This is a genomic window from Pseudomonas sp. P116, assembly GCF_020149425.1.
Taxonomy (GTDB): Bacteria; Pseudomonadota; Gammaproteobacteria; order Pseudomonadales; family Pseudomonadaceae; genus Aquipseudomonas; species Aquipseudomonas anatoliensis.
Map to the genome: position 1 here is coordinate 746,040 of NZ_JACVHB010000001.1, position 26,128 is coordinate 772,167.

At 59.0% G+C, this 26,128-nt stretch carries 25 protein-coding genes; 3 read left to right on the forward strand and 22 right to left on the reverse strand.

Annotation, left to right across the window (positions count from 1 at the left end; all coding sequences use genetic code 11):
* Nucleotides 1-13 precede the first annotated feature (13 nt).
* The 9 genes from ICA15_RS03710 to flhA form a co-directional block, all read right to left on the reverse strand.
* Nucleotides 14-754, reverse strand: coding sequence for a flagellar motor protein (locus ICA15_RS03710; RefSeq protein WP_150601175.1), 741 nt, complete (start codon nucleotides 752-754; stop codon nucleotides 14-16).
* Nucleotides 754-1,905: a chemotaxis response regulator protein-glutamate methylesterase gene (locus ICA15_RS03715; protein WP_210553691.1), complete on the reverse strand. Its 1,152-nt coding sequence runs from the start codon at nucleotides 1,903-1,905 to the stop codon at nucleotides 754-756. Before ICA15_RS03715 ends, ICA15_RS03710 begins: the two co-directional genes overlap by 1 nt.
* A 49-nt stretch (nucleotides 1,906-1,954) precedes the next feature.
* Complete coding sequence (locus tag ICA15_RS03720) at nucleotides 1,955-4,192, reverse strand: chemotaxis protein CheA (RefSeq protein WP_210553692.1); 2,238 nt, start codon at nucleotides 4,190-4,192, stop codon at nucleotides 1,955-1,957.
* Between the two features lie 37 nt (nucleotides 4,193-4,229).
* Nucleotides 4,230-5,018 carry a protein phosphatase CheZ gene (locus ICA15_RS03725; RefSeq protein ID WP_150601172.1) on the reverse strand — a complete coding sequence of 263 codons (789 nt, stop codon included), beginning with the start codon at nucleotides 5,016-5,018 and terminating at the stop codon, nucleotides 4,230-4,232.
* A gap of 22 nt (nucleotides 5,019-5,040) precedes the next feature.
* On the reverse strand, nucleotides 5,041-5,412 hold the full coding sequence (locus tag ICA15_RS03730) for a chemotaxis response regulator CheY (protein ID WP_008072643.1): 372 nt from the start codon (nucleotides 5,410-5,412) through the stop codon (nucleotides 5,041-5,043).
* A 167-nt stretch (nucleotides 5,413-5,579) separates the two neighbouring features.
* Complete coding sequence (fliA, locus tag ICA15_RS03735; RefSeq protein ID WP_007920004.1) at nucleotides 5,580-6,320, reverse strand: RNA polymerase sigma factor FliA; 741 nt, start codon at nucleotides 6,318-6,320, stop codon at nucleotides 5,580-5,582.
* Nucleotides 6,317-7,147, reverse strand: a complete 831-nt coding sequence (gene fleN, locus ICA15_RS03740; RefSeq protein ID WP_016771060.1) for a flagellar synthesis regulator FleN — start codon at nucleotides 7,145-7,147, stop codon at nucleotides 6,317-6,319. The genes fliA and fleN overlap by 4 nt, the downstream gene beginning before the upstream one ends.
* 116 nt (nucleotides 7,148-7,263) lie before the next feature.
* A complete protein-coding gene (gene flhF, locus ICA15_RS03745) occupies nucleotides 7,264-8,604 on the reverse strand; it encodes a flagellar biosynthesis protein FlhF (RefSeq protein WP_047300277.1) in 1,341 nt (446 codons plus the stop codon).
* Between the two features lie 11 nt (nucleotides 8,605-8,615).
* Complete coding sequence (gene flhA / locus ICA15_RS03750; RefSeq protein ID WP_150601170.1) at nucleotides 8,616-10,745, reverse strand: flagellar biosynthesis protein FlhA; 2,130 nt, start codon at nucleotides 10,743-10,745, stop codon at nucleotides 8,616-8,618.
* Between the two features lie 230 nt (nucleotides 10,746-10,975).
* On the opposite strand from flhA, the gene ICA15_RS03755 reads away from it, so the two are divergent.
* The 3 genes from ICA15_RS03755 to ICA15_RS03765 all read left to right on the forward strand — a co-directional run bounded on the left by ICA15_RS03755 (nucleotide 10,976) and on the right by ICA15_RS03765 (nucleotide 15,776).
* Entirely contained in the window at nucleotides 10,976-14,020 is a 3,045-nt protein-coding gene (locus ICA15_RS03755) for a hypothetical protein (protein WP_210553693.1), read from the forward strand.
* Nucleotides 14,021-14,299: 279 nt separating this feature from the next.
* Entirely contained in the window at nucleotides 14,300-14,716 is a 417-nt protein-coding gene (locus tag ICA15_RS03760; RefSeq protein WP_210553694.1) for a hypothetical protein, read from the forward strand.
* 700 nt (nucleotides 14,717-15,416) lie between these two features.
* The gene (locus tag ICA15_RS03765) at nucleotides 15,417-15,776 is read left to right on the forward strand and encodes a DUF6124 family protein (protein WP_210553695.1); all 360 of its coding nucleotides are present in this window, start codon (nucleotides 15,417-15,419) and stop codon (nucleotides 15,774-15,776) included.
* A 250-nt stretch (nucleotides 15,777-16,026) separates the two neighbouring features.
* Here ICA15_RS03765 and flhB read toward each other — a convergent pair whose 3' ends face one another.
* The 13 genes from flhB to fliJ form a co-directional block, all read right to left on the reverse strand.
* Entirely contained in the window at nucleotides 16,027-17,166 is a 1,140-nt protein-coding gene (gene flhB, locus ICA15_RS03770) for a flagellar biosynthesis protein FlhB (protein WP_150618514.1), read from the reverse strand.
* A gap of 3 nt (nucleotides 17,167-17,169) precedes the next feature.
* Nucleotides 17,170-17,955 (reverse strand): flagellar biosynthetic protein FliR, encoded by a 786-nt coding sequence (fliR, locus tag ICA15_RS03775; protein WP_103305378.1) that lies wholly within the window; start codon nucleotides 17,953-17,955, stop codon nucleotides 17,170-17,172.
* Between the two features lie 3 nt (nucleotides 17,956-17,958).
* Nucleotides 17,959-18,228: a flagellar biosynthesis protein FliQ gene (gene fliQ, locus ICA15_RS03780; protein ID WP_042558229.1), complete on the reverse strand. Its 270-nt coding sequence runs from the start codon at nucleotides 18,226-18,228 to the stop codon at nucleotides 17,959-17,961.
* Nucleotides 18,225-18,983, reverse strand: coding sequence for a flagellar type III secretion system pore protein FliP (fliP, locus tag ICA15_RS03785; RefSeq protein ID WP_016984314.1), 759 nt, complete (start codon nucleotides 18,981-18,983; stop codon nucleotides 18,225-18,227). The genes fliQ and fliP overlap by 4 nt, the downstream gene beginning before the upstream one ends.
* Nucleotides 18,983-19,456: a flagellar biosynthetic protein FliO gene (fliO, locus tag ICA15_RS03790; protein WP_210553696.1), complete on the reverse strand. Its 474-nt coding sequence runs from the start codon at nucleotides 19,454-19,456 to the stop codon at nucleotides 18,983-18,985. Before fliO ends, fliP begins: the two co-directional genes overlap by 1 nt.
* Nucleotides 19,457-19,906: a flagellar motor switch protein FliN gene (gene fliN, locus ICA15_RS03795; protein ID WP_042558227.1), complete on the reverse strand. Its 450-nt coding sequence runs from the start codon at nucleotides 19,904-19,906 to the stop codon at nucleotides 19,457-19,459.
* A 54-nt stretch (nucleotides 19,907-19,960) separates the two neighbouring features.
* Nucleotides 19,961-20,929: a flagellar motor switch protein FliM gene (fliM, locus tag ICA15_RS03800; protein WP_007920032.1), complete on the reverse strand. Its 969-nt coding sequence runs from the start codon at nucleotides 20,927-20,929 to the stop codon at nucleotides 19,961-19,963.
* 9 nt (nucleotides 20,930-20,938) lie between these two features.
* Complete coding sequence (gene fliL, locus ICA15_RS03805) at nucleotides 20,939-21,442, reverse strand: flagellar basal body-associated protein FliL (protein WP_150602913.1); 504 nt, start codon at nucleotides 21,440-21,442, stop codon at nucleotides 20,939-20,941.
* 211 nt (nucleotides 21,443-21,653) lie between these two features.
* Complete coding sequence (locus ICA15_RS03810) at nucleotides 21,654-23,021, reverse strand: flagellar hook-length control protein FliK (RefSeq protein WP_210553697.1); 1,368 nt, start codon at nucleotides 23,019-23,021, stop codon at nucleotides 21,654-21,656.
* 104 nt (nucleotides 23,022-23,125) lie between these two features.
* Nucleotides 23,126-23,473 carry an Hpt domain-containing protein gene (locus ICA15_RS03815; protein ID WP_210553698.1) on the reverse strand — a complete coding sequence of 116 codons (348 nt, stop codon included), beginning with the start codon at nucleotides 23,471-23,473 and terminating at the stop codon, nucleotides 23,126-23,128.
* Nucleotides 23,474-23,504: 31 nt separating this feature from the next.
* Nucleotides 23,505-25,208, reverse strand: a complete 1,704-nt coding sequence (locus ICA15_RS03820; RefSeq protein ID WP_150618511.1) for a fused response regulator/phosphatase — start codon at nucleotides 25,206-25,208, stop codon at nucleotides 23,505-23,507.
* 5 nt (nucleotides 25,209-25,213) lie between these two features.
* Complete coding sequence (locus tag ICA15_RS03825; protein ID WP_150618510.1) at nucleotides 25,214-25,519, reverse strand: STAS domain-containing protein; 306 nt, start codon at nucleotides 25,517-25,519, stop codon at nucleotides 25,214-25,216.
* Between the two features lie 156 nt (nucleotides 25,520-25,675).
* A complete protein-coding gene (gene fliJ / locus ICA15_RS03830; protein WP_115147823.1) occupies nucleotides 25,676-26,125 on the reverse strand; it encodes a flagellar export protein FliJ in 450 nt (149 codons plus the stop codon).
* Nucleotides 26,126-26,128 lie beyond the last annotated feature (3 nt).

A 26,128-nucleotide genomic window follows, 5' to 3' on the forward strand; every position in this document is an offset into this window, starting at 1 on the left:
TCCATTACCCCCATCAATCCATGAAGCCCTGAAGCTTCAGCTCGATAGAACGCGGGTTTTCACCTTCGGCGATCGACAGGATCCCTTCCAACAACATTTCGCGATAACGCGACTGCCGCAACGCGATGGACTTCAGTTTGGCCGCCACCGGCAACAGGATCAGGTTGGCACTGGCCACACCATAGATCGTCGCAACGAACGCCACGGCAATGCCGCTGCCCAGTTGCGTCGGGTCGGCGAGGTTGCCCATCACGTGGATCAGGCCCATCACCGCGCCGATGATGCCGATGGTTGGCGCGTAGCCGCCCATGCTTTCAAAGACTTTGGAGGCTTCGATATCGCGCGCTTCCTGAGTGTAGAAATCCACTTCGAGGATGCTGCGGATCGCTTCCGGCTCGGCGCCATCGACCAGCAGTTGCAGGCCTTTGCGCGAGTAGTTGTCAGGTTCGGCGTCAGCCACCCCTTCCAGACCGAGCAAGCCTTCCTTGCGCGCGGTGAGGCTCCAGTTGACCACGCGGTCGATGCCGCCAGCCAGGTCCACGCGTGGCGGAAAGAAGATCCAGGCGAGGATCTGCATTGCGCGTTTGAACGCGCTCATCGGCGATTGCAGCAGCGCGGCACCGATGGTGCCGCCCAGTACGATCAGTGCCGCCGGGCCGTTGGCCAGCGCACCGAGGTGACCACCTTCCAGGTAGTTGCCGCCGATGATGGCGACGAACGCCATGATGATCCCGATAAGGCTTAGAACATCCATCAGATACACGCCTCGACGATGTGCTTGCCGATGTCGTCCAGACCGTACACCGCATCAGCGAGGTCGGCTTTGACGATGGCCATCGGCATGCCGTAGATCACGCAGCTTGCTTCGTCCTGCGCCCATACCGAACTGCCGCCCTGCTTGAGCAGGCGCGCGCCTTCACGGCCGTCGGCGCCCATGCCGGTCAGCACGACCGCCAGAACTTTGTCGCCGTACGACTTGGCTGCAGAACCGAAGGTGATGTCCACGCACGGCTTGTAGTTCAGACGCTCGTCGCCCGGCAGGATTTTCACCGCGCCACGGCCGTCGATCATCATTTGCTTGCCGCCGGGTGCCAACAGCGCCAGGCCAGGACGCAGGATGTCGCCATCCTCGGCTTCCTTGACGCTGATGCGGCAGAGCTTGTCCAGACGTTCGGCAAAGGCTTTGGTGAACGCCGCCGGCATGTGCTGGATCAGCACGATCGGCGCCGGGAAATTCGCCGGCAACTGCGTCAGCACGCGTTGCAGGGCAACCGGGCCGCCAGTCGAAGTACCGATGGCGACCAGTTTGTAGGCCTTGCGTTTCGGTGCCGGCGACGAAGCACTGGCAACCGGCGCGCGCGTCGGTGCCGGAGCAGGTGCCGGGCGTACCGGTGCGCTGCTGGTGTGGCTGCTGTGGCTGCTGTAACTCGATGCGGCCGGGGCCGGTGTCGGTGCAGGTGCTGGAGCAGCAACAGGCGCAGGTGTGCTGTAAGCGCTGAAACGACGATTACTGCGCGAGATGCTATGCACCTTTTCGCACAGCAGTTGCTTGACCTTCTCGGGGTTACGCGAGATGTCTTCGAAATTCTTCGGCAGGAAATCCACCGCGCCGGCGTCCAGCGCATCCAGGGTTACCCGGGCGCCTTCGTGGGTCAGCGAGGAGAACATCAACACCGGGGTCGGGCAGCGCTGCATGATGTGCCGCACTGCCGTGATGCCGTCCATCATCGGCATCTCGTAGTCCATGGTGATCACGTCAGGCTTGAGCGCCATGGCCTGATCGATCGCCTCTTTACCGTTGGTTGCCGTACCGACAACCTGGATGCTCGGATCCGCTGAAAGAATTTCCGAGACGCGGCGGCGGAAAAAACCCGAATCGTCCACCACCAGGACTTTGACTGCCATAAACACTCCATTAGGTGCAGCGGGACGCTATCGCCCCGCCGCCCCGGATTCAAATACGCCGTGCGGCGTAACGCTTGAGCATGCTCGGAACATCAAGGATCAGCGCGATACGGCCGTCACCAGTGATGGTGGCGCCGGACATGCCCGGAGTGCCCTGAAGCATCTTGCCCAATGGCTTGATGACCACTTCTTCCTGGCCGACCAGTTGATCGACGACGAAGCCGATCCGCTGAGTGCCCACCGAAAGGATCACCACATGGCCTTCGCGCTGCTCTTCGTGAGCGGCGGAGCTGACCAGCCAGCGCTTGAGGTAGAACAATGGCAAGGCCTTGTCCCGCACGATCACCACTTCCTGACCGTCGACGACGTTGGTGGTCGACAGGTCGAGGTGGAAGATTTCGTTGACGTTGACCAGCGGGAACGCAAACGCCTGATTGCCCAGCATGACCATCAGCGTCGGCATGATCGCCAGGGTCAACGGCACCTTGATGACGATCTTCGAGCCCTGGCCCTTGGTCGAGTAGATGTTGATCGAACCGTTGAGCTGGGAAATCTTGGTCTTCACCACGTCCATGCCGACACCGCGGCCGGACACGTCGGAGATCTCGGTCTTGGTCGAGAACCCAGGGGCGAAGATCAGGTTGTAGCACTCGGTATCGCTCAGGCGATCGGCTGCATCCTTGTCCATCACACCGCGTTTTACCGCGATGGCGCGCAGGACGTTCGGGTCCATGCCTTTGCCGTCATCGGAAATCGACAGCAGGATGTGATCGCCTTCCTGCTCGGCGGCCAGCACCACTTTGCCGCCACGGGCCTTGCCCGAAGCTTCGCGGTCTTCCGGCGACTCGATGCCGTGGTCGACCGCGTTGCGCACCAAGTGGACCAGCGGATCGGCCAGGGCCTCGACAAGGTTTTTGTCGAGGTCGGTTTCTTCGCCGACCAGTTCCAGGTTGATTTCTTTCTTGAGCTGACGAGCCAGGTCGCGAACCAGACGCGGGAAGCGCCCGAAGACTTTCTTGATCGGCTGCATCCGCGTTTTCATCACCGCGGTCTGCAAGTCAGCCGTGACCACGTCGAGGTTCGACACAGCCTTTTGCATGGCTTCGTCGCCGCTGTTAAGACCCAGGCGCACCAGACGGTTACGCACCAGCACCAGCTCGCCGACCATGTTCATGATTTCGTCGAGACGCGCAGTGTCGACCCGCACGGTGGTTTCGGCTTCGCTGGCCGGTTTTTCCGGCGGTGGCGCGGCTGGCGCACGGGCCGGAGCCGGTGCAGCAGCGGCCGCAGGTTTTGGCGATTCGGCTTTCGGCGCAGGCTTGGGCGCTGCGGCGGGGGCCTTGGCGGCAGGCGTGGCGACGGCGGCAGTGCTGCCGGCAGACGCGGTACCCACTTCAGTGAACTTGCCTTTGCCGTGCAATTCGTCGAGCAGCGATTCGAATTCGTGATCGCTGATCAGGTCGCTACCGGCCGCAGCCGCCGCCGGAGCAGCAGGCGCAGGCACCGCGGCAATGGCCGATTCCAGCGCATCAACGGCAAAGTTGCCCTTGCCGTGCAACTGATCGAGCAGTGCTTCGAATTCGTCGTCGGTGATGTCCGAGCTGTCGCCCTTGGCCGGGGCCGCAGGGGCCGCCGCCGCTGGGGCCACAGCATCAACCGCGAACTGGCCTTTGCCGTGCAGTTGATCGAGCAACGACTCGAACTCGGCATCGGTGATTTCATCGCTGGCCGCTTCGGTTGCAGCAGGCGCAGCGGCAGCCGCCGGGGCTTCGGCCTGCGCCTTGACGGCGTTTAGCGAGTCCAGCAACTGTTCAAATTCGTTATCGGTGATGTCGCCCGAATCGCTTTCGGCAACCGGTGCCTCGACGACTTCTTCAACCGCGACGGCATCAGCCGCTTGCGGCTCGGCCAGGCGCGCCAAAGCGGCCAGCAGTTCAGGCGTAGCCGCCGTAATCGGGCTGCGCTCGCGCACTTCGGTGAACATGCCGTTCACCGCATCCAGTGCTTCGAGGACAACGTCCATCAGTTCTGAATCAACGCGACGCTCACCCTTTCGCAGGATGTCGAACACGTTTTCGGCGATGTGACAGCACTCAACCAGCTCATTGAGCTGAAGGAAGCCGGCGCCCCCTTTTACAGTGTGGAAACCGCGAAAAATTGCGTTGAGCAGATCAGCATCATCCGGGCGGCTTTCCAGCTCGACCAATTGTTCTGACAGCTGCTCAAGAATCTCGCCGGCCTCAACCAGGAAATCCTGAAGGATCTCTTCATCGGCGCCGAAGCTCATTAAGGGGGTGCTCCTAACAGGTCTAAAAACCTAAACTTCAAAATCCAAGGCTGGATAGCAAATCGTCCACATCGTCCTGACCGGACACAACGTCTTCTCGTTTATCGGCATGAATCTGCGGACCTTCACCCTGCGAGAGATGTTTTTGTGGATCTTTTTCAGCGAGCATCGCCGCACGGTCATGTTCGATGCCCGCAAAGCGGTCCACCTGACTGGCCATGAGCACGAGTTTGAGCAAATTGCTTTCGACTTCGGTGACCAGTTGGGTCACACGCTTGATCACCTGACCGGTGAGGTCCTGATAATCCTGAGCCAGCAGGATGTCGTTCAGATTGCTCGACACCGCACGGTTGCCCGTGGTGCTGCGTGACAGAAAACCGTCGACCCGGCGCGCCAGTTCACGGAACTCTTCAGCCCCGACTTCACGACGCATGAAACGACCCCAATCGGTACTCAAGGCCTGGGCTTCCTCAGCCAGACCATTGACCACCGGCGTGGCGTTTTCCACCAGATCCATGGTGCGGTTGGCCGCGGCTTCCGTCAGCTTGACCACATAGCCCAGGCGTTCGGTGGCGTCGGTAATTTGCGACACTTCCTCGGCCTGCGGCATGTTCGGATCAATCTGGAAATTGACGATCGCACTGTGCAGTTCACGTGTGAGCTTGCCAACTTCCTGGTACAGGCCACGGTCACGGGTCTGATTGAGCTCATGGATCAATTGCACAGCGTCGCCGAACCTGCCCTTTTCAAGGCTTTCGACCAGTTCGACCGCATGTTTTTTCAGGGTCGATTCAAAATCGCCCTGTGAAGATTCGTTGTGGTCCATAGCTCCCCCGTGGCGCAGTTTCTCAACCGATGCGTTCGAAAATCTTCTCGATTTTGTCTTTCAACGCCTGGGCCGTGAAGGGTTTCACCACATAGCCGTTTACACCGGCCTGGGCTGCTTCAATGATCTGTTCGCGCTTGGCTTCAGCGGTCACCATCAGCACTGGCAGGTGCTTGAGTTTTTCATCGGCGCGCACGTGACGCAGCAGGTCGATACCGGTCATGCCCGGCATGTTCCAGTCCGTTACCAGAAAGTCGATGCTGCCGCTGTTGAGAACCGGAATGGCGGTAATGCCATCGTCAGCCTCGACGGTGTTGGTGAACCCCAGATCGCGCAGCAGGTTCTTGATGATCCGCCGCATCGTTGAGAAGTCATCAACGATGAGGATTTTCATGTTCTTGTCCAATTCGACCTCCAAGCAGTCTTAAACGCGCCCAGCACCTGGACGCGCCATTTCATTCAATCCGGCGTAACACTCAAAGACTGTCTGGAGCACAACAGAGCAAGACCGGTGCCGTTCATCACCGCACCAGCCTCGTTCGCAGTGTCCCCACACTGCCTTCAGCGCGCTCGCCACTCCCCCAAACGCCCCCGCAAACGGGCCGCGCACTGGCTGTGTAACTGGCTGACCCGCGATTCACTGACGCCAAGGACTTCACCGATCTCCTTGAGGTTCAGCTCTTCGTCGTAGTACAGCGCCAACACCAGTCGCTCACGCTCCGGCAAATTGGCAATCGCGTCCGCCAGCGCTGCCTGGAAGCGTTCATCTTCCAGATCGCGTGACGGCTCAAGATGAGCACTCGCGCCATCCTCGTGCAGCCCTTCGTGTTCGCCGTCCTGCAACAGGTCGTCGAAACTGAACAGGCGGCTGCCCAAGGTGTCATTCAAAATCCCGTAATAATCATCGAGACTCAATTGGAGTTCGGCCGCAACTTCGTGATCTTTAGCATCACGGCCGGTTTTAGCTTCAATCGAGCGAATTGCGTCGCTGACCATACGGGTATTGCGGTGAACCGAGCGTGGCGCCCAGTCCCCTTTGCGCACTTCGTCGAGCATCGCGCCGCGGATTCGAATGCCCGCGTACGTTTCGAAACTGGCGCCTTTGCTGGCGTCATATTTGGTCGAGACTTCGAGCAGGCCGATCATCCCGGCCTGGATCAGGTCTTCGACCTGCACACTCGCCGGCAACCGTGCCAGCAAGTGATAGGCAATGCGTTTGACCAGTGGCGCGTAACGCTCGATCAACTCGTACTGCGCATCACGTGCCGACTTCTTGTAGTAGTTCATACCGCTTGCGGTCATATGACAGGCCCTGCCGTTTGCTGCACGAGGCGCTCGACGAAGAATTCAAGGTGGCCGCGCGGGTTGGCAGGCAGCGGCCAGGTATCGACCTTCTGTGCAATTGCCTTGAACGCCAGGGCGCACTTGGAGCGCGGAAAGGCTTCATAGACCGCACGTTGTTTCTGCACGGCCTTGCGCACGCTTTCGTCGTAAGGCACGGCGCCGACGTATTGTAGGGCTACGTCAAGGAAGCGATCCGTGACCTTGGTCAACTTGGCGAACAGGTTGCGCCCTTCCTGCGGGCTCTGCGCCATGTTGGCGAGGACGCGGAAGCGGTTCATGCCGTAATCGCGGTTGAGCAACTTGATCAGCGCGTAAGCGTCAGTGATCGAAGTCGGCTCGTCGCAAACCACCAGCAACACTTCTTGCGCGGCGCGTACGAAACTGACTACCGAGTCACCAATACCCGCAGCGGTGTCGATCACCAGTACGTCGAGATTGTCGCCGATGTCGCTGAACGCCTGAATCAGACCGGCATGCTGAGCCGGGCTCAGATGCACCATGCTCTGAGTGCCCGATGCGGCAGGCACGATGCGAATTCCGCCCGGGCCTTGCAACAGCACGTCGCGCAACTCGCAGCGGCCTTCGATCACGTCGGCCAAGGTGCGTTTGGGCGTCAGGCCCAACAGAACGTCGACGTTCGCCAGCCCCAGATCGGCGTCCAGCAGCATGACCCGACGGCCAAGCTCTGCCAGCGCCAGAGACAAGTTCACTGACACGTTAGTCTTGCCGACGCCACCTTTGCCGCCGGTCACCGCGATCACCTGTACGGGATGCATGCTGCCCATGTTATTTCTTTACCTTGTCTTGCATAGACGGAGGCCACATTACTGGCTGCGCGTTCACAAACGGAACAATGCATGGCAGACCATCGATGTAGGTACAAAAACGGTTCATGATTACCTCAGCCTACCTGCTTGGTCGGGCTGTGATAGATATCAGCGAACATGTCAGCCATGGCTTCTTCGCTGGGTTCTTCCTGCATTTGCACGCTGACGGCGCGGCTGACCAGTTGATGACGGCGCGGCAGATGCAAATCATCCGGAATCCGTGGGCCATCGGTCAGATACGCGACCGGCAATTCATGACTGATCGCCAGGCTCAACACTTCGCCGAGGCTGGCCGTTTCATCCAGTTTAGTCAGGATGCACCCGGCGAGCCCGCAACGCTTGTAACTGTGATAAGCGGCGGTTAGAACCTGTTTCTGGCTGGTGGTTGCCAGCACGAGATAATTTTTTGAACGGATGCCACGCCCGGCCAGGCTCTCGAGCTGCATACGCAGTGCCGGATCGCTGGCCTGCAGGCCGGCGGTATCGATCAGCACCACGCGTTTGCGCAGCAGCGGGTCCAGGGCCTGCACCAGCGACTGACCCGGATCGACGTGCGTTACCGGCACGTTGAGAATCCGGCCCAGGGTCTTCAGTTGTTCCTGCGCGCCGATGCGGAAGCTGTCCATGCTCACCAGCGCGACATTCTGCGCGCCGTACTTGAGCACGTAACGGGCAGCAAGCTTGGCCAGCGTGGTGGTCTTGCCCATGCCGGCAGGGCCGACCATGGCAATCACACCGCCCTCTTCCAGCGGCTCGACTTCCGGTACGGCAATCATCCGCGCCAGGTGCGCCAGCAGCATGCGCCAGGCCTGACGCGGTTCTTCGATATCCGTGATCATCGCCAGCAGGTCGCGCGACAACGGGCCGGACAGGCCAATCCGTTGCAGACGGCGATACAGGTTGGCTTGCGCTGGGCGGCTGCCTTGCAGCTGATTCCAGGCGAGGGTGCCAAGCTGAACTTCCATCAGCTCGCGCAGGCTATTCAATTCAAAACGCATCGAGTCCAGTGCGCGCGGATCAATCCCGCCGGACGATTGCGCAGGTGCCGGGGCCGGACGCGCCGGGGCCGCATAAGTCGGCTCGCTCAACGGTTCGGCAGCGGTCAGCGGCAGGCCGGCCGTCATTGGCAAACCGGCGAACAGCTGGCGATTGGTGTCGCCGTCGGCTTCGCCACGCAGGCTCAATTCGGCCTGGGCGGTGACGATGCGCGACTGGGTCTTGCGCAGCTCGTCTTCGAGTTCCATGTTCGGAACCCGTGGCGCCAGCGCCGACAACTTGTAATCCAGCGCCGCCGTCAGTTCGACGCCGCCGGCAATGCGGCGGTTGCCAATGATGGCGGCATCAGCGCCCAGCTCATCACGAACCAGCTTCATGGCCTGACGCATATCGGCGGCGAAAAAACGCTTAACTTGCATAAACCACTACCTCAGCCGTTGGGCCCTACTGTCGCAACGATCGTCACTTGCTTGTTGTCCGGTATTTCCTGGTAGGCCAGCACGTGCAATCCAGGGACTGCCAGGCGGCCAAAGCGCGAGAGCATCGCGCGGATCGGGCCGGCTACCAAGAGGATCACCGGCTGACCTTGCATTTCCTGCCGCTGCGCCGCTTCGATCAGCGAACGTTGCAGCTTCTCGGCCATGCTTGGCTCCAGCAGAACGCCCTCTTCCGAGCCTTGTCCTGCCTTCTGCAGACTATTGAGCAATATCTGTTCCAACCTTGGCTCCAGAGTGATAACTGGCAGCTCAGACTCAGTGCCTACAATGCTTTGGACGATTGCGCGAGATACGCCGACCCGCACAGCAGCCACCAACGCGGCGGTATCTTGACTCTTCGCGGCGTTGTTGGCGATGGCTTCGGCAATGCTGCGGATATCGCGTACCGGCACATGTTCGGCCAGCAACGCTTGCAGCACCTTGAGCAACTGCGACAACGACACCACGCCCGGCACCAGCTCTTCCGCCAGTTTTGGCGAGCTTTTGGCCAGCAATTGCATGAGTTGCTGCACTTCCTCGTGGCCGATCAGCTCGCTGGAGTGCTTGTACAGAATCTGATTCAAGTGCGTCGCGACCACGGTGCTCGCATCCACAACGGTATAGCCCAGCGATTGCGCCTGCGCGCGCTGGCTGATTTCGATCCACACCGCTTCCAGACCGAAAGCCGGATCTTTGGCGTTGATACCGTTGAGCGCGCCGTAGACCTGGCCGGGGTTGATCGCCAGTTCGCGATCCGGGTAGATCTCGGCCTCAGCCAGGATCACCCCCATCAAGGTCAGGCGATACGCGCTCGGCGCCAGATCGAGGTTGTCACGAATGTGCACAGTGGGCATCAGGAAGCCCAGATCCTGCGAGAGCTTCTTGCGCACACCCTTGATCCGCGCCAGCAATTGCCCGCCCTGATTGCGATCCACCAGCGGGATCAGGCGATAGCCGACTTCCAGGCCGATCATGTCGATCGGGGTCACGTCATCCCAGCCAAGCTCTTTGGTTTCCATGGCGCGGGCCGGCGATGGCAGCAGTTCCTGCTGACGCTTGACCTCTTCCAACGCGACGACTTTGGCCACGTTCTGTTTTTTCCAGAACAGGTACGCACCGAAGCCAGCCAGTGCGGCCATGCTCAGGAACGAGAAGTGTGGCATGCCCGGCACCAGGCCCATGACTGCCATCAAACCCGCAGCCACTGCCAGCGCTTTCGGCGAGGCGAACATCTGGCGGTTGATCTGCTTGCCCATGTCTTCCGAACCGGAAGCACGGGTTACCATGATCGCCGCCGCTGTCGATAACAACAGTGATGGCAATTGCGCCACCAAACCGTCACCGATGGTCAGCAAGGCGTAAACCCGACCGGCATCGCCAAAGGTCATGCCGTGCTGGAAGATACCGACGGCCATACCGCCGATGAGGTTGATGAACAGAATCAGCAGGCCGGCAATGGCGTCACCACGGACGAACTTGCTCGCACCGTCCATCGAACCGTAGAACTCGGCCTCTTGGGCGACTTCCTGACGACGCGACTTGGCCTGATTCTGGTCGATCAGACCGGCGTTGAGGTCGGCGTCGATCGCCATTTGTTTACCGGGCATCGCATCGAGGGTGAAACGCGCGCTCACCTCGGAAATCCGCCCGGCACCCTTGGTCACCACGACAAAATTGATGATCATCAAAATCGCGAAAACCACGATACCGACCACGTAGTTACCGCCGATCACCACCTCACCGAAGGCCTGGATCACCTTACCGGCGGCGGCGTGGCCGTCCTGACCGTGGAGCATCACCACCCGCGTCGACGCCACGTTCAGCGCCAGGCGCATCAGCGTCGCCACCAGCAGAATGGTCGGGAACACCGCAAAATCCAGTGGGCGCAGGGCGTAAACGCACACCAGCAGCACGACGATGGACAAGGCAATGTTGAAGGTGAAAAACACGTCCAGCAGGAACGGCGGAATCGGCAACATCATCATTGCCAACATGACCAGCAGCAACAACGGCACGCCCAGATTGCCTCGACTGAGGTCGGCAACGTTTGAGCGAGCACTGTTGAGTAACTGAGAGCGATCCACCGGTTTTCCCCGTTCCTTTAAAGCAAACTTTTGACGCCCAGAGCGGGCTCACGGCGGGTACTGCAAGAAGCTTTCCAACTTCTACGCAGGCTTTAAACTTTTGTTTTTTGGCTGCGCGACGGACGACCACTGGTCGGAAAATTGCAAAAACCTGTCAGATCTGACAGGTGTGAAAATCCCCCAACCCGCGTTCAATCACTCCGTCATCTTCACGACCGGAGTTCCCGCCCATGTCCACCCCTCAAATGCCCGACAACAGCACCCTGGTTCACAAGGAACTCGACATCCCCGGCCGCACCGGCCCGGTGTCCCTGAGGCCGATGGTATGGGGGATCAACCGGGCCGCTGCGCTTGATAACTTTCCCCGCCAGGGCTTGTTGTGCCGGGCCGGGCCGTGGAGCTTGATGGGGGTTGGCGACAAACTGACGATTATTATGGGCGGCGATCAGGTCCGGCAAGTCACCATCGACAAGGACGAGGTCGATAAAGAACTGCAGATGTTCGTGCCTTCGGCACGCCTCACCGAAGGGACGCACACCATTTCCTACACCGTCACCCGCCTCAACCAAGGCGCCGAGCCTTCGGAGGTGATGGACGTTCTGGTCAAACTCACCCGCCCCGGCGGCCATGACGAAACCGAAGGGCCGGGCCATTCGGAGCTGATCATGAGCATCCCGAAGGACATCATCCAAGGCGGCATTGACAAGGACAACGTCGCCGCCGGCGTGCCGATCACCATCGGCAAAGATGACGGCTTGCCACCTTATCCGAACGCGGCGACCGGTGATCAGATCCAGGTGTCCTGGGGTGGCGTCTTTGTGCTCAGTGATCGGCTGACCCATGAACAGGCCGAGGGCAAAGACGAGATCATCGTTCACATCGACAAGGACATCATCCTTAAGGCCGAAGACTCCGATCAGACGGGTCTGGCGGTGGCCTTCGAGGTCTACGACCTGGTGGACAACCGCTCCACGGACTGGAGCTTTGCGCAACGCGTGGTGGTCACCACCGACGCAACCCGATTGGTGGCGCCGCTGCACGAAAGAGCCGTGAACAACGTGTTGGATGTCAAGGACCTGAAGGGTACCCACAGCAATGCGCAGATCGTGGCCTTTGACCTCGACAAATTCAAAGAGGGCGACATCATCATATTGCGACTCAGGTGCACTCCGGTGGAGGGCGCCCCGATCGATATCGAGATAACGGGCGAGCCGTTGTTCAACTTGCCAAGCGTTCACGTAATGACGGTGCCAAACGCTTTACTGCGGCTAATGGCCCAGTCCCTGCTCGCGATGTCCTACCGGGTGAAAAAGGCCGATGGCGCCCCCGACCTGCGATCCAAGACCCGGTTCATCAGCGTCATCGGCGAGTTGCAGCGGCTCGCGGCGCCAGTTGCGCTGGATGCGGTGTCGGGTGCGCTCGATCCGGAGTTGGCAACGGTGCGCATCAAAATTCCGTTCGACGACTCCTTCGCCGAAGGTCAGGCGATCCAGCTGTTCTGGCTCGGCACCCGCCCGGACCTGACCCCCTACCTGCCCGATCTGTTGCTGCGCTCAATCACCCAAGGCGACGTCACGGCCAAACAGCCGCTGTTTATGAACATCCGTGGCTCGGAGCACCTGCCCCCGATCACCGGCGGCCAGCTGGAGTTGTACTACCGGGTGCTCATCGACGACTCGGTGCTCGGCACGATGAATCGGGTCAACCAGACCCACGCCATCCGCGAATCGATCCACGCCGAGATCCTGCAAATCGGCGAGCCGCGCCTGGAGTTGCCAGAACCAAAAGTGGACGGCGTCGTCGACGGCGTCCTGCCCCCCGACACCAACGGCACCACCCTCACCGTGGAATACCGGGACACGGCCAAAGGCGACGTAGTGACCTATAAATGGTTCGGCTCCAAAACCGGAGAGGCCAGCGACTCTGTCACGCTGAGCTCGTTCACCGCCGGCCAGCCGATTCCGTTCCCGATCAAGGCCGAACTGATCAAGGGCAATGAAGGCGGCATGGTGTCGGCGTCTTACTCCATCATTCGCAAGGCAGGCGGCACCAGTTATTCCAATGCGCTGGAGTTTCATGTCGGCGTGGCGCTGGAGCTCACAGCGCCCGACATCAGGGAAGCTATTGGAGACAGCCTGAACCCCATCGCGGCCAAGGACATGCTGACGGCGATCATCCCCCAGTACCCCGGCATGTTGGCCACCGACATGATCAGCGTAACGTGGACGGGGGCCGCCGGCACGCCCGCGGGTGGTTCTCACACCACTCCTCCTGTGCAGGTCGGTACGGTGGGAGCGAAATCCATTGAACTGGACAACAAGGTGGTGGCTTACAACCTGGGCAAGGCAGTCACGGTGCACTACAACGTAATTCGCAATGGCAGCACATCGAAACCTTCGGCATCCTTTCTGCTCAACGTAGGAGCCCTGGCGGTCGGTCACCTGAAACAACCACGGCTGTTGCAGGCAGCGAACGGCGGTGAAGGACCTGAGTTGGTCATAGAGAATGTGACCGGAGGTGCCAGCGTCCGCGTCGATGCCTGGCCTCACATAGCGCTGGGGCAGCCAGTATGGCTTTATTTGCAAGGCACCAATACCCAGGGAGCAGCTCATAACCACACACTACTGACCGGCGCGAGCAACCAGGTTCATGAAAGCTGGTTAACTGCGGGTTACCACACGCTCACTGCGCCCTATAGTTATCTGAAAGAGTTGAAAGATGGCAGTGAACTCAAATTAGTTTTCAAGGCTGCACTGGATAAAAACAATATTGAAAGTAATGCTTTGAGTTTTCCGCTAAAAAATTACGTTATCAAGGCACCGCAAATAGACATCGTGGATTTCGAAAATCTCTCTGTGGGGACTGTTCTCGATCCAGACAGGCCAATTATTCTGCCAAACTTAAAAATAGAGATGGCAAGGCCATACTTCACCAGACCCGCGTATATAGCTACGGGAGCACCTGCTGATCACTTGCCATTCATATCAAACAAACATTTTGAAATGACTCACGGCTCTATCACATTTACATTAAATACTCCCGCAAAAAAAATAACTCTTGGCGTTTCCCGCTTGAGAGTCACTGTCATTTACAACTTCCGCATAATTTTTTACGATCAGTACGGAAAAGAAACTACACATACAGTTTTTGGCGCGCCGCATTGGTTTTCCTTCACGCCAACACCACCAACAAAAATATCAAAATTTCGAATTGATAACGCTGCTTTAGATCCAAAGGTTCTTTACCGAATAGACAACATAACCATTGAGTATTAATGAATTTAGCCATGTGACATTACATCCCGCCCCGTCGGTTGGCTCGCATAACTATCAATGAAATGCGAGCGAACTTTCGGTTTTTTACACATGCCGATACCAGCACCTAGTCGTTGGGGCTGTATGTGCCGTCGAGGGCTGCGGTCTTTTGATCTTCACTTTCCATCAATGACCGTTCGTCGAAAAGCAGCCCGCACCTGTCAGATCTGACAGGTGCGCATTTAATCGTTTCGCGTTCTGATAGCGCCTGCACATCCCCAAAACACAGGAGCTTCATCCATGACCAATTCACAGAATATTTCATATACATATTACGAAGACTTCCAGACTATAAAAACATACACGCCTATTCCTGAAGCCGGATATACGACTATCCATGGCCTGACCATTCACATGGAAAGTGGCGAGGCTGCAATACAAGAGGAATATGAAGAAGATATAGTTTTAGCTATAGGCTCGCTGGCTAAAGCGCGCATCAAATTAAGCACTCCATCTACCGAAATCCAGATTGTGGGCACACCTTGGGTTCCGACAACAGTAGCTTTATACGATGCCGCAGACCAACTTATTGGCAGGCAAAGCTGGGAAGAAGATACGATATCTTTTGATTCAAAAAGACCGATCACCTACCTTAAAGTTTACTGTTTAACCCCAGGCGCGGATGTATACATAACAAGTCTGGGCTGGAGCGAATAACGCGAACGGCCTATTTACGAGTTAGCTGCGATCGCTGACAGAGACAACATCATAACTTTAACCTCCTACTCCTGCGCCACACTCCGGAATAGATATAACGCAGGATCTTTCGAGTAAAACGAGGCCGAGATCTCTTGATCTAGTTTTGTGAAGATCAAAAGATCGCAGGCTTCAAGTTTTTGGGCCTGGTGGGCTATCTGGAAGGAACTGCCACCCTCACCCACCAGTCGCATGAACAGGCACTCAGGATTCAGAGGAGTAACCGTGTCCAGCGATCCCCAGCTTCACATCTTCGATGTACTTTCCATTCATCGCATGCAGCTGGTGGCAGTCTGTTGCTTCTAAACGAGGACGTTTAAAAGACACTTGCAGACACTGGTTCCAGGCTACGAAGCCTTGCGCCTTTGCCTACAGCTACGCCAGAATCCGCCGGCTTGTGCGCTTTGGAGACGGGTTCTATTGTGGATCGGTCGCTGACGAATCAGCGATCGGGTTTAGCGACTCGGATCATCTCAGTGCATCAGCGTTCGTGGCTTCGTTGTGGGACTCTTCGCCCGCAATTACGTTATGGCGGCTGTATGCGGGAGACCTTCGGGTCTACCGGGGTGCCTGAGACCGGTTCGCTAACCTGCGTACAGCTGCCACCTTTACCTGTTTAGCGACAGGGAAAGAGTGGCTCCATAAACTCAGGAGCTTCACCATGATCAAACCAACACCCAACCCACCCGAAACCGACCCCACCTCCCCCTACGAATCCCTCGATTCAAAAAAACTCAACGAAGCCGCCGACCGCGCGCTCGATCACTATCTCTGCCCACCCGGCTCCACCCCACCGCCACGCCAAACCCGCAGGATGTACGCCGTTACCGCAGACTTCAAAAACGAGGAACTGCTGGTCGATGCCTGCGAAACACTCGCCTCAGCCAAAACCATCGCCAATGACTTCGCCCGCCTCTTGCCAGCGTCGCAACGCAGGACGCTGCTAGGTATCGCGCAACTGATCATGCTCGGCGAGTTGGCGGTGAATCGCGTGCTGGATAATCTGGAGTTGCCAAACTAATCCCCACGCAGATCCCATGTGGCGAGGGGATTTATCCCCGTTCGGCTGCGCAGCAGTCGTAAAACCTCAAACTTCGGTACATCAGGAATACCGCACGCTCAGTTTTTAGGGGCTGCTGCGCAGCCCAACGGGGATAAATCCCCTCGCCACAATGACCTCTGTGAATGTTGGATTGGCATTTGGCCTGACATAAAAAAACCGCCGTCCCGTTCAATCGGGACGGCGGTTTTTTTGTTTCATCACGGTAATGTCAGGAATCGCGCCGCAAGTCCGGAGGAATCGGCAAATCATCCTTGAGCGGATCCGGACGCTTGCCCTTGCCCGCGCGGTATTGGCGGATCTGGTAGACGTAGGCCAATACCTGGGCAACGGCCAGATACAACCCGCCAGGGATTTCCTGATCGAGTTCGGTGGAGTAGTAGATCGACCGGGCCAACCCCGGCGATTCAAGCAGCATGACGTTGTTGGCCACGGCGATTTCGCGGATCTTCAGCGCCAGGAAGTCGCTGCCCTTGGCGATCAGCATCGGCGCCCCGCCCTTCTCCGAATCGTATTTCAGCGCCACGGCGTAGTGGGTCGGGTTGGTGATGACTACGTCGGCGTCGGGAATTGCCGCCATCATGCGCCGCTGGGACATCTCGCGCTGAGTCTGGCGGATGCGCTGTTTGACTTCAGGCCGACCTTCCTGATCCTTGTGTTCGTCGCGCACTTCCTGCTTGGTCATCTTGAGCTTTTTCATGCTCTCCCAGATCTGCACCGGGACATCGACCGCAGCGATGATGATCAGACCGCAGGCGAGCCACAGCGTGCTCCAGCCGACCAGTACCACACTGTGAATGATCGCCAGCTCGAGCGGTTCATGGGCAATACGCAGCAAGTCATCGACGTCCGCAGCCAACACCATCAGGGCCACGGACAGGGTGATCGAAAACTTGGCCAGCGCCTTGAGCAGTTCGATGATGGCTTTCATCGAGAACATCCGCTTCAGGCCCGCCGCCGGGTTCATCCGGCTGAACTTGGGCGCCATGGAGCCAGCCGCGAATAGCCAGCCTCCGAGGGAAATCGGTCCGATCAGTGCGGCCAACAGCAGAGTGATCATGATCGGTTGAATCGCCACCAAGGCGATTTTCCCTGACTGCAAGAGAAACGCGCCCATGGAGCCCTGGTCCATGATCACTTCGCGCGACAGCGTGAAGTTCAGGCGCATCAGGTCCATCAGGTCTTCGGCAAGCATGCCGCCGAACACCAACAGCGCGCCGGAACCGGCCATCATTACAGCGAGGGTGTTGAGCTCTTTCGAGCGGGCAATCTCGCCCTTCTCACGGGAATCCTTTTTACGTTTCTCCGTGGGGTCTTCTGTTTTGTCCTGACCGCTTTCGCTCTCTGCCATGACTCAGCGCGCCCGTGCCAGTTCGCGTAGCAACTGCAAGGCCTCGGTGGCCAGCGGCTGATACTGATTGAGAATGTCTGCCAGCCCGACCCAGACGATGAACAGCCCGAGCACCAGCGTCAGCGGAAAACCGATGGAAAAAATGTTCAGTTGCGGCGCGGCGCGGGTCATTACGCCAAAGGCGATGTTAACCACCAGCAACGCGGTCACTGCCGGCAGCACCAGCAGCAACGCCGCCCCCAGGACCCAGCCGAGTTTGCCGGCGAGCTCCCAATAATGCGCGGTCATCAGCCCACTGCCGACCGGCAGCGTGGTGAAGCTCTCGGTGAGGACTTCAAATACCACCAGATGGCCGTTCATCGACAGGAACAACAACGTCACGAGCATGGTGAAAAACTGCCCGATCACTGCCACCGAAACGCCGTTGGCCGGGTCGACCATCGAGGCGAAGCCCATGCCCATCTGGATCGCGACAATCTGCCCGGCCACGGCAAACGCCTGGAAAAACAGTTGCAGGGAAAACCCGAGCACCGCGCCGACCAGAATCTGCTCGGCAATCAGCAGCAAGCCACTGAGATCGAGCGGACTCACCGCCGGCATCGGCGGCAGGCCAGGGACTATCACCACGGTGATTGCCACGGCGAAATACAGGCGCACACGCCGCGGGATGAGGGTCGTGCCGAATACCGGCATGACCATCAGCATCGAGGCCACGCGAAACAGCGGCAACATGAACGTCGCCACCCAGGAACTGATCTGGGTGTCGGTCAGCTGAAGCAGCGATTGCATGGCTTAGCCGATGACCATCGGGATGTTTTTGTACAACTCGATGATGTATTCCATGAACGTCTGCACGATCCACGGACCGCCGACAATCAGGGTCACCAGCATCACCAGCAGACGCGGCAGGAAGCTCAAAGTCTGTTCGTTGATCTGCGTGGCTGCCTGAAACATCGCCACCAGCAAGCCCACCAACAGGCTCGGCACCACCAGAATCGCGACCATCAGTGTGGTCAGCCACAGCGCCTCACGAAAGATATCGACCGCGACTTCCGGCGTCATGGCGAGACACCTCCGAAACTGCTGGCCAGGGTGCCGATAATCAGCGCCCAGCCATCCACCAGCACGAACAGCATGATCTTGAACGGCAGCGAGATGATCAGCGGCGAGAGCATCATCATACCCATCGCCATCAGCACACTGGCCACGACGAGGTCGATGATCAGGAAGGGAATGAAGATCATGAAGCCGATCTGGAACGCCGTTTTCAGCTCGGACGTGACGAACGCCGGCACCAGAATTGTCAGCGGCGCTTGATCCGGGGTCGCGATGTCGGTGCGTTTGGACAGACGCATGAACAACTCAAGATCGCTGGTGCGCGTCTGCGCGAGCATGAAGTCCTTGATCGGCACCTGAGCCTTTTCCACCGCTTGTTGCGCGGTGAGAGTTTCCGCCAGATACGGCTGCAGCGCATCCTTGTTCACCCGGTCGAACACCGGCGCCATGATGAACATCGTCAGGAACAGCGCCATGCCGGTGAGGATCTGGTTCGACGGCGTCTGCTGCAAGCCGAGGGCCTGACGCAGGATCGAGAAGACGATGATGATCCGCGTGAAACTGGTCATCAGGATGACCGCCGCCGGAATAAAGCTCAGCGCGGTCATGATCAGCAGGATCTGCAGACTGACCGAATATTCCTGCGCGCCGTCGGCGTTGGTGCCCAGCGTGATCGCCGGGATCGACAACGGATCGGCGGCGAACGCCAGCGGCGCGGCCAGCATCAGGGCCAGCGTCAAGACGATGCGTAGCGCACCCATTACTTCTTATCCTTCTGATCCTTGCCGAGAATTCTCAGCAGATGCTGGGCAAATTCCGGCGTCGCTTTCTCGCTGGTGCCTGGCACCTCGACCGGCTCTTTGAGCACGTGCAGCGCGGTGATGGTGCCGGGGCTCAAACCGAGCAGAATCTGCTCGTTGCCGACCTGCACCAGCATCAGACGGTCACGCGGGCCGAGCGCGCGCGAGCCGATCAGCTCGATCACCTGCCCCTTGCCCGCCGGCCCCGCCTGCTGCACCCGACGCAACAGCCAGGCGAGGAAGAAGATCAACCCCAACACCAGCAGCAGGCCGAACACCAACTGCGTCAATTGCCCGGCCACGCCACTGTTGACCATCGGCGCGGTAGCAGCGGCAGGTGCAGGTGCAGGTGCAGGTGCAGCGTTGCCGGTAACCGGTTCGGCGGCCAATACGCACAGGGGCAAAGCCAGCAGAGCCCAGAGAAACCTTTTCACTCAGCGCAGCTTCTTGATGCGTTCGCTTGGGCTGATCACGTCGGTCAGGCGGATGCCGAACTTCTCGTTGACCACCACTACTTCGCCATGAGCGATCAGCGTGCCGTTGACCAGCACGTCCAGCGGCTCACCGGCCAGGCGATCAAGCTCGATCACCGAACCTTGGTTGAGTTGCAGCAGGTTGCGGATGTTGATGTCGGTGCTGCCGACTTCCATCGAGATGGACACCGGGATGTCGAGGATCACGTCCAGGTTCGGGCCGTCCAGCGTCACCGGGTCGTTGTTCTTCGGCACGCTGCCGAACTCTTCCATCGGCAGACGCGAGCCGCTGGATGCGTCGGCCGCCAGCAGTGCGTCGATTTCGGATTGACCATCACCGGTTTCTTCCAGGGCAGCAGCCCATTCGTCTGCCAGTGCCTGATCGTCCTGGGCGTTCATATCGTCGTTCATCATTTGTCCTCGGCGGGCAAAAATTCAGCTAAATGTGGGGGTGAAAGCGCCGCTTCAGCGACGCTCGATCGGCTCGATCACCTGCAACGCGAGGTTGCCTTTGTGCGAGCCCATCTTGACCTTGAAGGCCGGCACGCCGTTGGCGCGCATGATCATTTCGTCCGGCATCTCGACCGGGATCACATCCCCCGGCTGCATGTGCAGGATGTCGCGCAGTTTCAACTGGCGACGAGCAACGGTAGCGCCGATTGGTACGTCGACATCGAGCACGTCCTGGCGCAGGGCGTTGACCCAGCGCTCGTCCTGATCGTCGAGGTCCGACTGGAAACCGGCGTCGAGCATTTCACGCACCGGCTCAATCATCGAGTACGGCATGGTCACGTGCAGGTCGCCGCCACCGCCATCGAGTTCGATGTGGAAGGTGGAGACCACAATCGCTTCGCTCGGGCCGACGATGTTGGCCATGGCCGGATTCACTTCCGAGTTGATGTACTCGAAATTGACTTCCATGATCGCCTGCCAGGCTTCTTTCAAATCGACGAAGGCCTGCTCCAGCACCATGCGCACCACGCGCAGTTCGGTCGGGGTGAATTCACGCCCTTCGATCTTGGCGTGACGGCCGTCGCCGCCGAAGAAGTTGTCCACCAGTTTGAACACCAGTTTGGCGTCGAGGATGAACAGCGCGGTGCCGCGCAGGGGTTTGATCTTGACCAGGTTGAGACTGGTCGGCACATACAACGAGTGCACGTATTCGCCGAACTTCATCACCTGTACGCCACCGACGGCAACGTCCGCCGAGCGGCGCAGCATGTTGAACATGCTGATGCGGGTGTAGCGGGCAAAACGCTCGTTGATCATTTCCAGAGTCGGCATGCGTCCACGGACGATGCGATCCTGGCTGGTCAGGTCGTAGCTTTTGACACTGCCGGGTTCGGCAGCGTTATCGGTCTGTACCAGACCATCGTCGACGCCATGCAACAGCGCATCGATTTCATCCTGGGACAGCAGATCCTGCACGGCCATGTCGTGTTCCTACTGCAGTACGAAATTAGTGAAAAGCAACTGTTCGATCACCACTTTGCCCAGCTCTTTCTGCGCCACTTCCTGCACGCTGGCGGTAGCCTTCTGGCGCAACATTTCCTGGCCGACCGGGGTCGCCAATGTGGCGAAATCCTGACCGGAGAAGAGCATCACCAGGTTGTTGCGGATCACCGGCATGTGCACTTTCAGCGCTTCCAGATCGGCCTGGTTACGCGCCAGCATGGTGATGCTCACCTGCATGTAGCGCTGACGGCCGTTCTGGTTGTAGTTGGCAACGAAGGCTGGCGCCATCGGCTCGAAAATCGCCGGCTGCTTGCCGACCGGCGCAGCTTCGGCGGCATCGGCAGGCTTGCTCTGAGCGCTGTGCATGAAGAACCAGGTCGCCCCCACGGACGCACCAATGGCCAACAACAACGCCAGCACGATCACGATGATCAGCTTGAGTTTGCCTTTGGTTGCGGGGTCTTTTACTGCTGCTGTTTCGCTCTTCGCCATGCCAATAATCCGTCACTATTCGGGTTTTCACAGTCGCACGGCAAGGCAAGAGCAAGTGTTATGCCAGAAGTGTTGGAGGCTGACGGGAGGGCGCCATAAAACAAATGTAGGAGTGAGCCTGCTCGCGATAGCGGTGTGTCAGTCAAAGGACATATTGACTGTCAGAACGCTATCGCGAGCAGGCTCACTCCTACAGGGGATTTATGATTTATCAGGCGTAATAATCGACAGCGCTCGTGCCGATCACGCTGGTGGTTTGAACGGCTGCTTCAGCAACAGCGGCAGCTGCCAGGTCTTCATCCGCCGAATCCAGTCGACCGCCGCCAGCATTGGTACGCCCGCTCTGGCCTTGTTGCGCCTGCTCCTGACCTTGCTGACCCTGCCAGCCACGGTTCTGGTCGGACACGTTGACGTCGACCTGGCCCATGCCCTGCTGGTTGAACATCTCACGCAGGCGATGCATCTGGCCGTCGAGCGCCTCACGCACACTCGGGTGCGCACTCATGAACGTCACTTGGGTCTGCTGATCCGGGACCATGTTCACGCGGATATCCAGACGACCCAATTCAGCCGGCTGCAACTGAATGTCCGCCGCCTTCAGATTGACGCTCGACAGATACATGACGCGGTTGACCACTTCTTCGGTCCAGCCGCTTTGATGCATGGCAATCGGCTGATTGACCGGCACAGCGTTCGCGGTCTTCGGTGTAGCCGCCTGGGTCAGCGCCGCCAGACGGTTAGCGAAGTCATCGACGCGGGTATCGCTGGTGGCGGACTTGAGGTCTTTGAGGCCATCATCGAGCAGACCGCTGAAGGCCTTTTCACCGCCCTGACTGGTGCTGTCCTTGTCGGTCTGCACGTCGAGCATGCTGGCCATGCCTGCGGCAAAAGTCTGCGCCGAGGTCAATTCACCGTCGACCTGCGCTGGCGCAGCTTTGGGCTGGGCCTGACTGGCGGCGGAAATATGACCACCCTGCTCCATCGCCATACGCACGGCAGGCAACGAGTCGAGCGGATCGGCCGAAGGATCGAAATCGCTGTCGGCGCTGGCCGCCGGGTCTTTGACCATACCCGGCAGCACGGCAACTTCCGGGGTTTCGTCCTGGACCGGTGCGGCCGCTGCAACCACTGGAGCCGCTACCACGGGCGCCGTCATGGCCGGTTGCACGATGGCAGCCAACGCCGGATCCAGCGCCGGGTCGACCACTGGGGCGTCAACGACAGTGGCGTCGGCCACCGGCGTCTGTGCGCCATCGTCGCTGGCAGCCTTGTCGTCGCTCGATGCCGCTTGATCAGCAGGCAACGCCTTGCCGCTATCGGCAACCGTCGGCTCGGGAGCGGCAGACTGATCGGTGCCGACGTCCTTTTTGCTGCTGGTGTCTGCAACCTTGTCGCGCGTCGATTTCACCGAATTGTCAGCAGAGACCGCAGGCTTGCCTGAGCCCTGCTCGGCAAACACTTTAGCGAAGCTTGAAGCCTTGTCCCCAGCGTCTGCGGCCGTTGCCGACGTTTTGACAGACGCGGCCTGAGCCTTGGCCTGGGCGGCGCTCTGAAGAAAAATGTTGGGGGTCGCAGGCATGAAACGGTCTCCGCTGCACTGGGATCGAAGGTACAGTTATGGAGTTATTAGCAAGCGCCGGGCCATATTGGCCCGACACTTGAGAAAAGCGCCGAACGGAGGCGTCAGTGAAGGTGAATGTGCTGTCGCTCGTTTTCGTAAACAGGGCGCACATTGGCAAATTCGCCGCTGATTTCAGCCACCAGTTTGACGTTTTCTGCCGCGCTCTTGTTTTTTGCGTCGGATTCAAGCTCCTGGCACAGCGCTGCCAGTCGAACAGCCCCCATATTGCTGGCGCTGCCCTTGAAGCTGTGAGCAACCTCCGAAAGAACCCGGGCATCAGCGGTCTTTTGCAGCTCATGCAAACGGATTTCGGAATCGCTCAGGAAGGTATCCAGCAGGTCCGGATAACTGTCTTCCATCACTTCGCGCAAGGTATCCAGTACCTCGCGATCAACTTGTTTATCTGCCACTTGCTCACTCCTTGATCAAGAATTGCGCGGATTATGCCTCAACCTCCCAGAAAAACTCCACGTGGGCACTACGACCTTCGTCCGACCAACTGGCGTTGCGCCCCAATTGACGGACTACGCTGACACCACGCCCCGACAAACGGACACCGTCCAGCGGTCGCTCCATCACCCGCGCCACATCAAATCCCTTGCCGCTGTCGTCGACACGAATGACCAGACAGCCACCTGTGCCTTGCGGTCTGACTTGCAAATGCACACGCACATAGCCGTCCTGCAAGACCTCCAGACGCGCGTTGCGCTGTTCATAATAGCGGGCGAAGCCTGCGGCATCGCGCTTGAGGCTGGAATCGAGCCCCAATACCCCGTGCTCCAACGCATTGGAATACAACTCCGCGAGCACGCTGTACAACGCGCCGCTTTGCGTGCGCAGGCCGTGCACTTCCAGAAGCAACTGCAGCAGGTAGGGCAACGGGTTGTAACGCCTGAGCGTAGCGCCGCGGAATTCGAAGCTCACCGACCAGTCCAGCGGGCTCAATTGGCCACTGTCCGAATACACCGGCGCCGGCGGATTAACCTGCGCAGGCTCCAGCAGACTGACCTCGACCATGCTGACATCGTCACGAGCCTCGCCGCGAAAATCCCGCAGTGCCCGCTCAATGTCCTCGAACAGCCGATCCGGCTCACGATTGGCGGCGAATACTTGCTGTAGGCGCTCGACGCCGAACAACTGGTCGCTGGCATCGCTGGTATCGATCACCCCGTCGGACAACAGGAAGACCCGATCACCGACGGCCATCGGATGCACTTGCGTACCGCCATCAAATGCTTGCGGGCTGAGCACACCCAGCGGCAGATGCCGTGCGGCCAACGGTATGCGTTCGCCACTGGCAATCCGGTGCAGATAGCCGTCCGGCATGCCGCCGTTCCACACCTCGACCGAGCGCCGTTGAAAGCTCAGGGACAGCAGCGTCGCGCAGCAAAACATGTCGACCGGCAAAATGCGTTTGAGCTTGGCATTCATCTCTCGCAGGGTTTCGGACAAGCCGTAACCCTTGGCTGTCATGCCATAAAACACTTCCGCCAGCGGCATGGCCCCCACCGCAGCCGGCAAGCCGTGCCCGGTAAAATCGCCGAGCAGCACATGCATGTCACCCGCTGGCGTGTACGCCGCCAGCAACAAATCACCGTTGAACAGCGCGTAGGGAGATTGCAGATAGCGGATGTTCGGCGCACTCAAGCAACCGGAATGCGCGACCTTATCGAATACCGCTTTGGCAACACGTTGCTCATTAAGCAGGTAGTCGTGATGTTTGGCGATCAGGTCGCGCTGTTGCAGCACCGTGGCCTGCAAGCGGCGCAAGCGATCCATCGCCTTGATTTTGGCGGCAAGGATCACCTGGTTGTAGGGCTTCGCCAGAAAGTCGTCGCCGCCAGCCTCCAGACAGCGAGCCAGCGCTTCACTTTCGGTGAGCGAGGTCAGAAAGATGATCGGTACCAACGTTTCCCCGGCCAGTGCCTTGATCTGCCGCGCGGCTTCGAAGCCATCCATCACCGGCATCATCGCGTCCATCAGCACCAGACTCGGTTGCTGGCGACGGAAGATTTCGACGGCTTCGCTACCGTTGGCCGCCGTCAATACTTCATGGCCCTGACGACGGACGATGGTCGACAGCAGCAGCCGATCGGCAGCGCTGTCTTCGGCGATCAGGATTATCAGCGGCTCTTGGGCCTGCATGGCCGTCAACTGATGTCGAACAGTTTGTCGAAGTTGGAGATGGCGAGGATTTTGCGCACGTCGGAGTTGCTGTTGACCACGCGAATATCGGATTCATCGCCACCGGCGTGATCGCGCAGCAGAAGCAGCATGCCCAGCGCAGAACTATCGAGGTAAGTGGCTTCTTTCAGGTCGACGACGAAGGACTCAGGCTTTTGATTGAGTCGCTCGTAGGACTCGCGAAATTCCTGATGACGACCGAAATCGAATCGTCCTTTGACTGAAATCGTTGCCTTGTGACCATCGGGAGAGACTTCTGTAACGACTGACATTGACTGGCTTCCTTGTCATTAACAAACGTCTACAAGGTTTAGCACTTGGACAGGGTTGGGGCAAGGCGCAGAGCGAAGTCAAAAGATCGCAGCGTGCCGCAGCTCCTACAGGGGTCAGTGTAGGCGCTACCGAAGGCTGCGATCTTTTTATCTTGTTTAAAACGGATCATGCCGTGGCAAACGCTGGGACAACTCATCCAGCAACTTCTGCTCGCGCTTGTCTTCCAGGCGTTGCGCTTCTTCGCGATACCGCTGGACCAGTTTGCGCAGGCCTTCGACCTTGGCGAACGCCTTCTGCCATTCGTCACGCGCCTTGTCGAGATTGTTCTGGTGCCAGACCAGGCTCTGGCGCTGCTGATCAACGGCCGTGTCGAGTTGCGCAAGAAACCCCTGAAAGCCGAGCAGCCATTGCCCGCTCACGCCCGTGCTGCCGCGTACGATCCACTGCTCGGAGTAATCCAGACGAAAGGCGTTCAGGTCGGCGAGTTTGCTTTCAGCGACCTTGACCTGGCCTTGAAAGTAACCCATGCGCTGCACGGCGGTTTTCTCGGCCTTCTCGGCCATGTCTACCACCGGCGCCAGGCGCGCGGCTCGGCTGACGGCCATGAG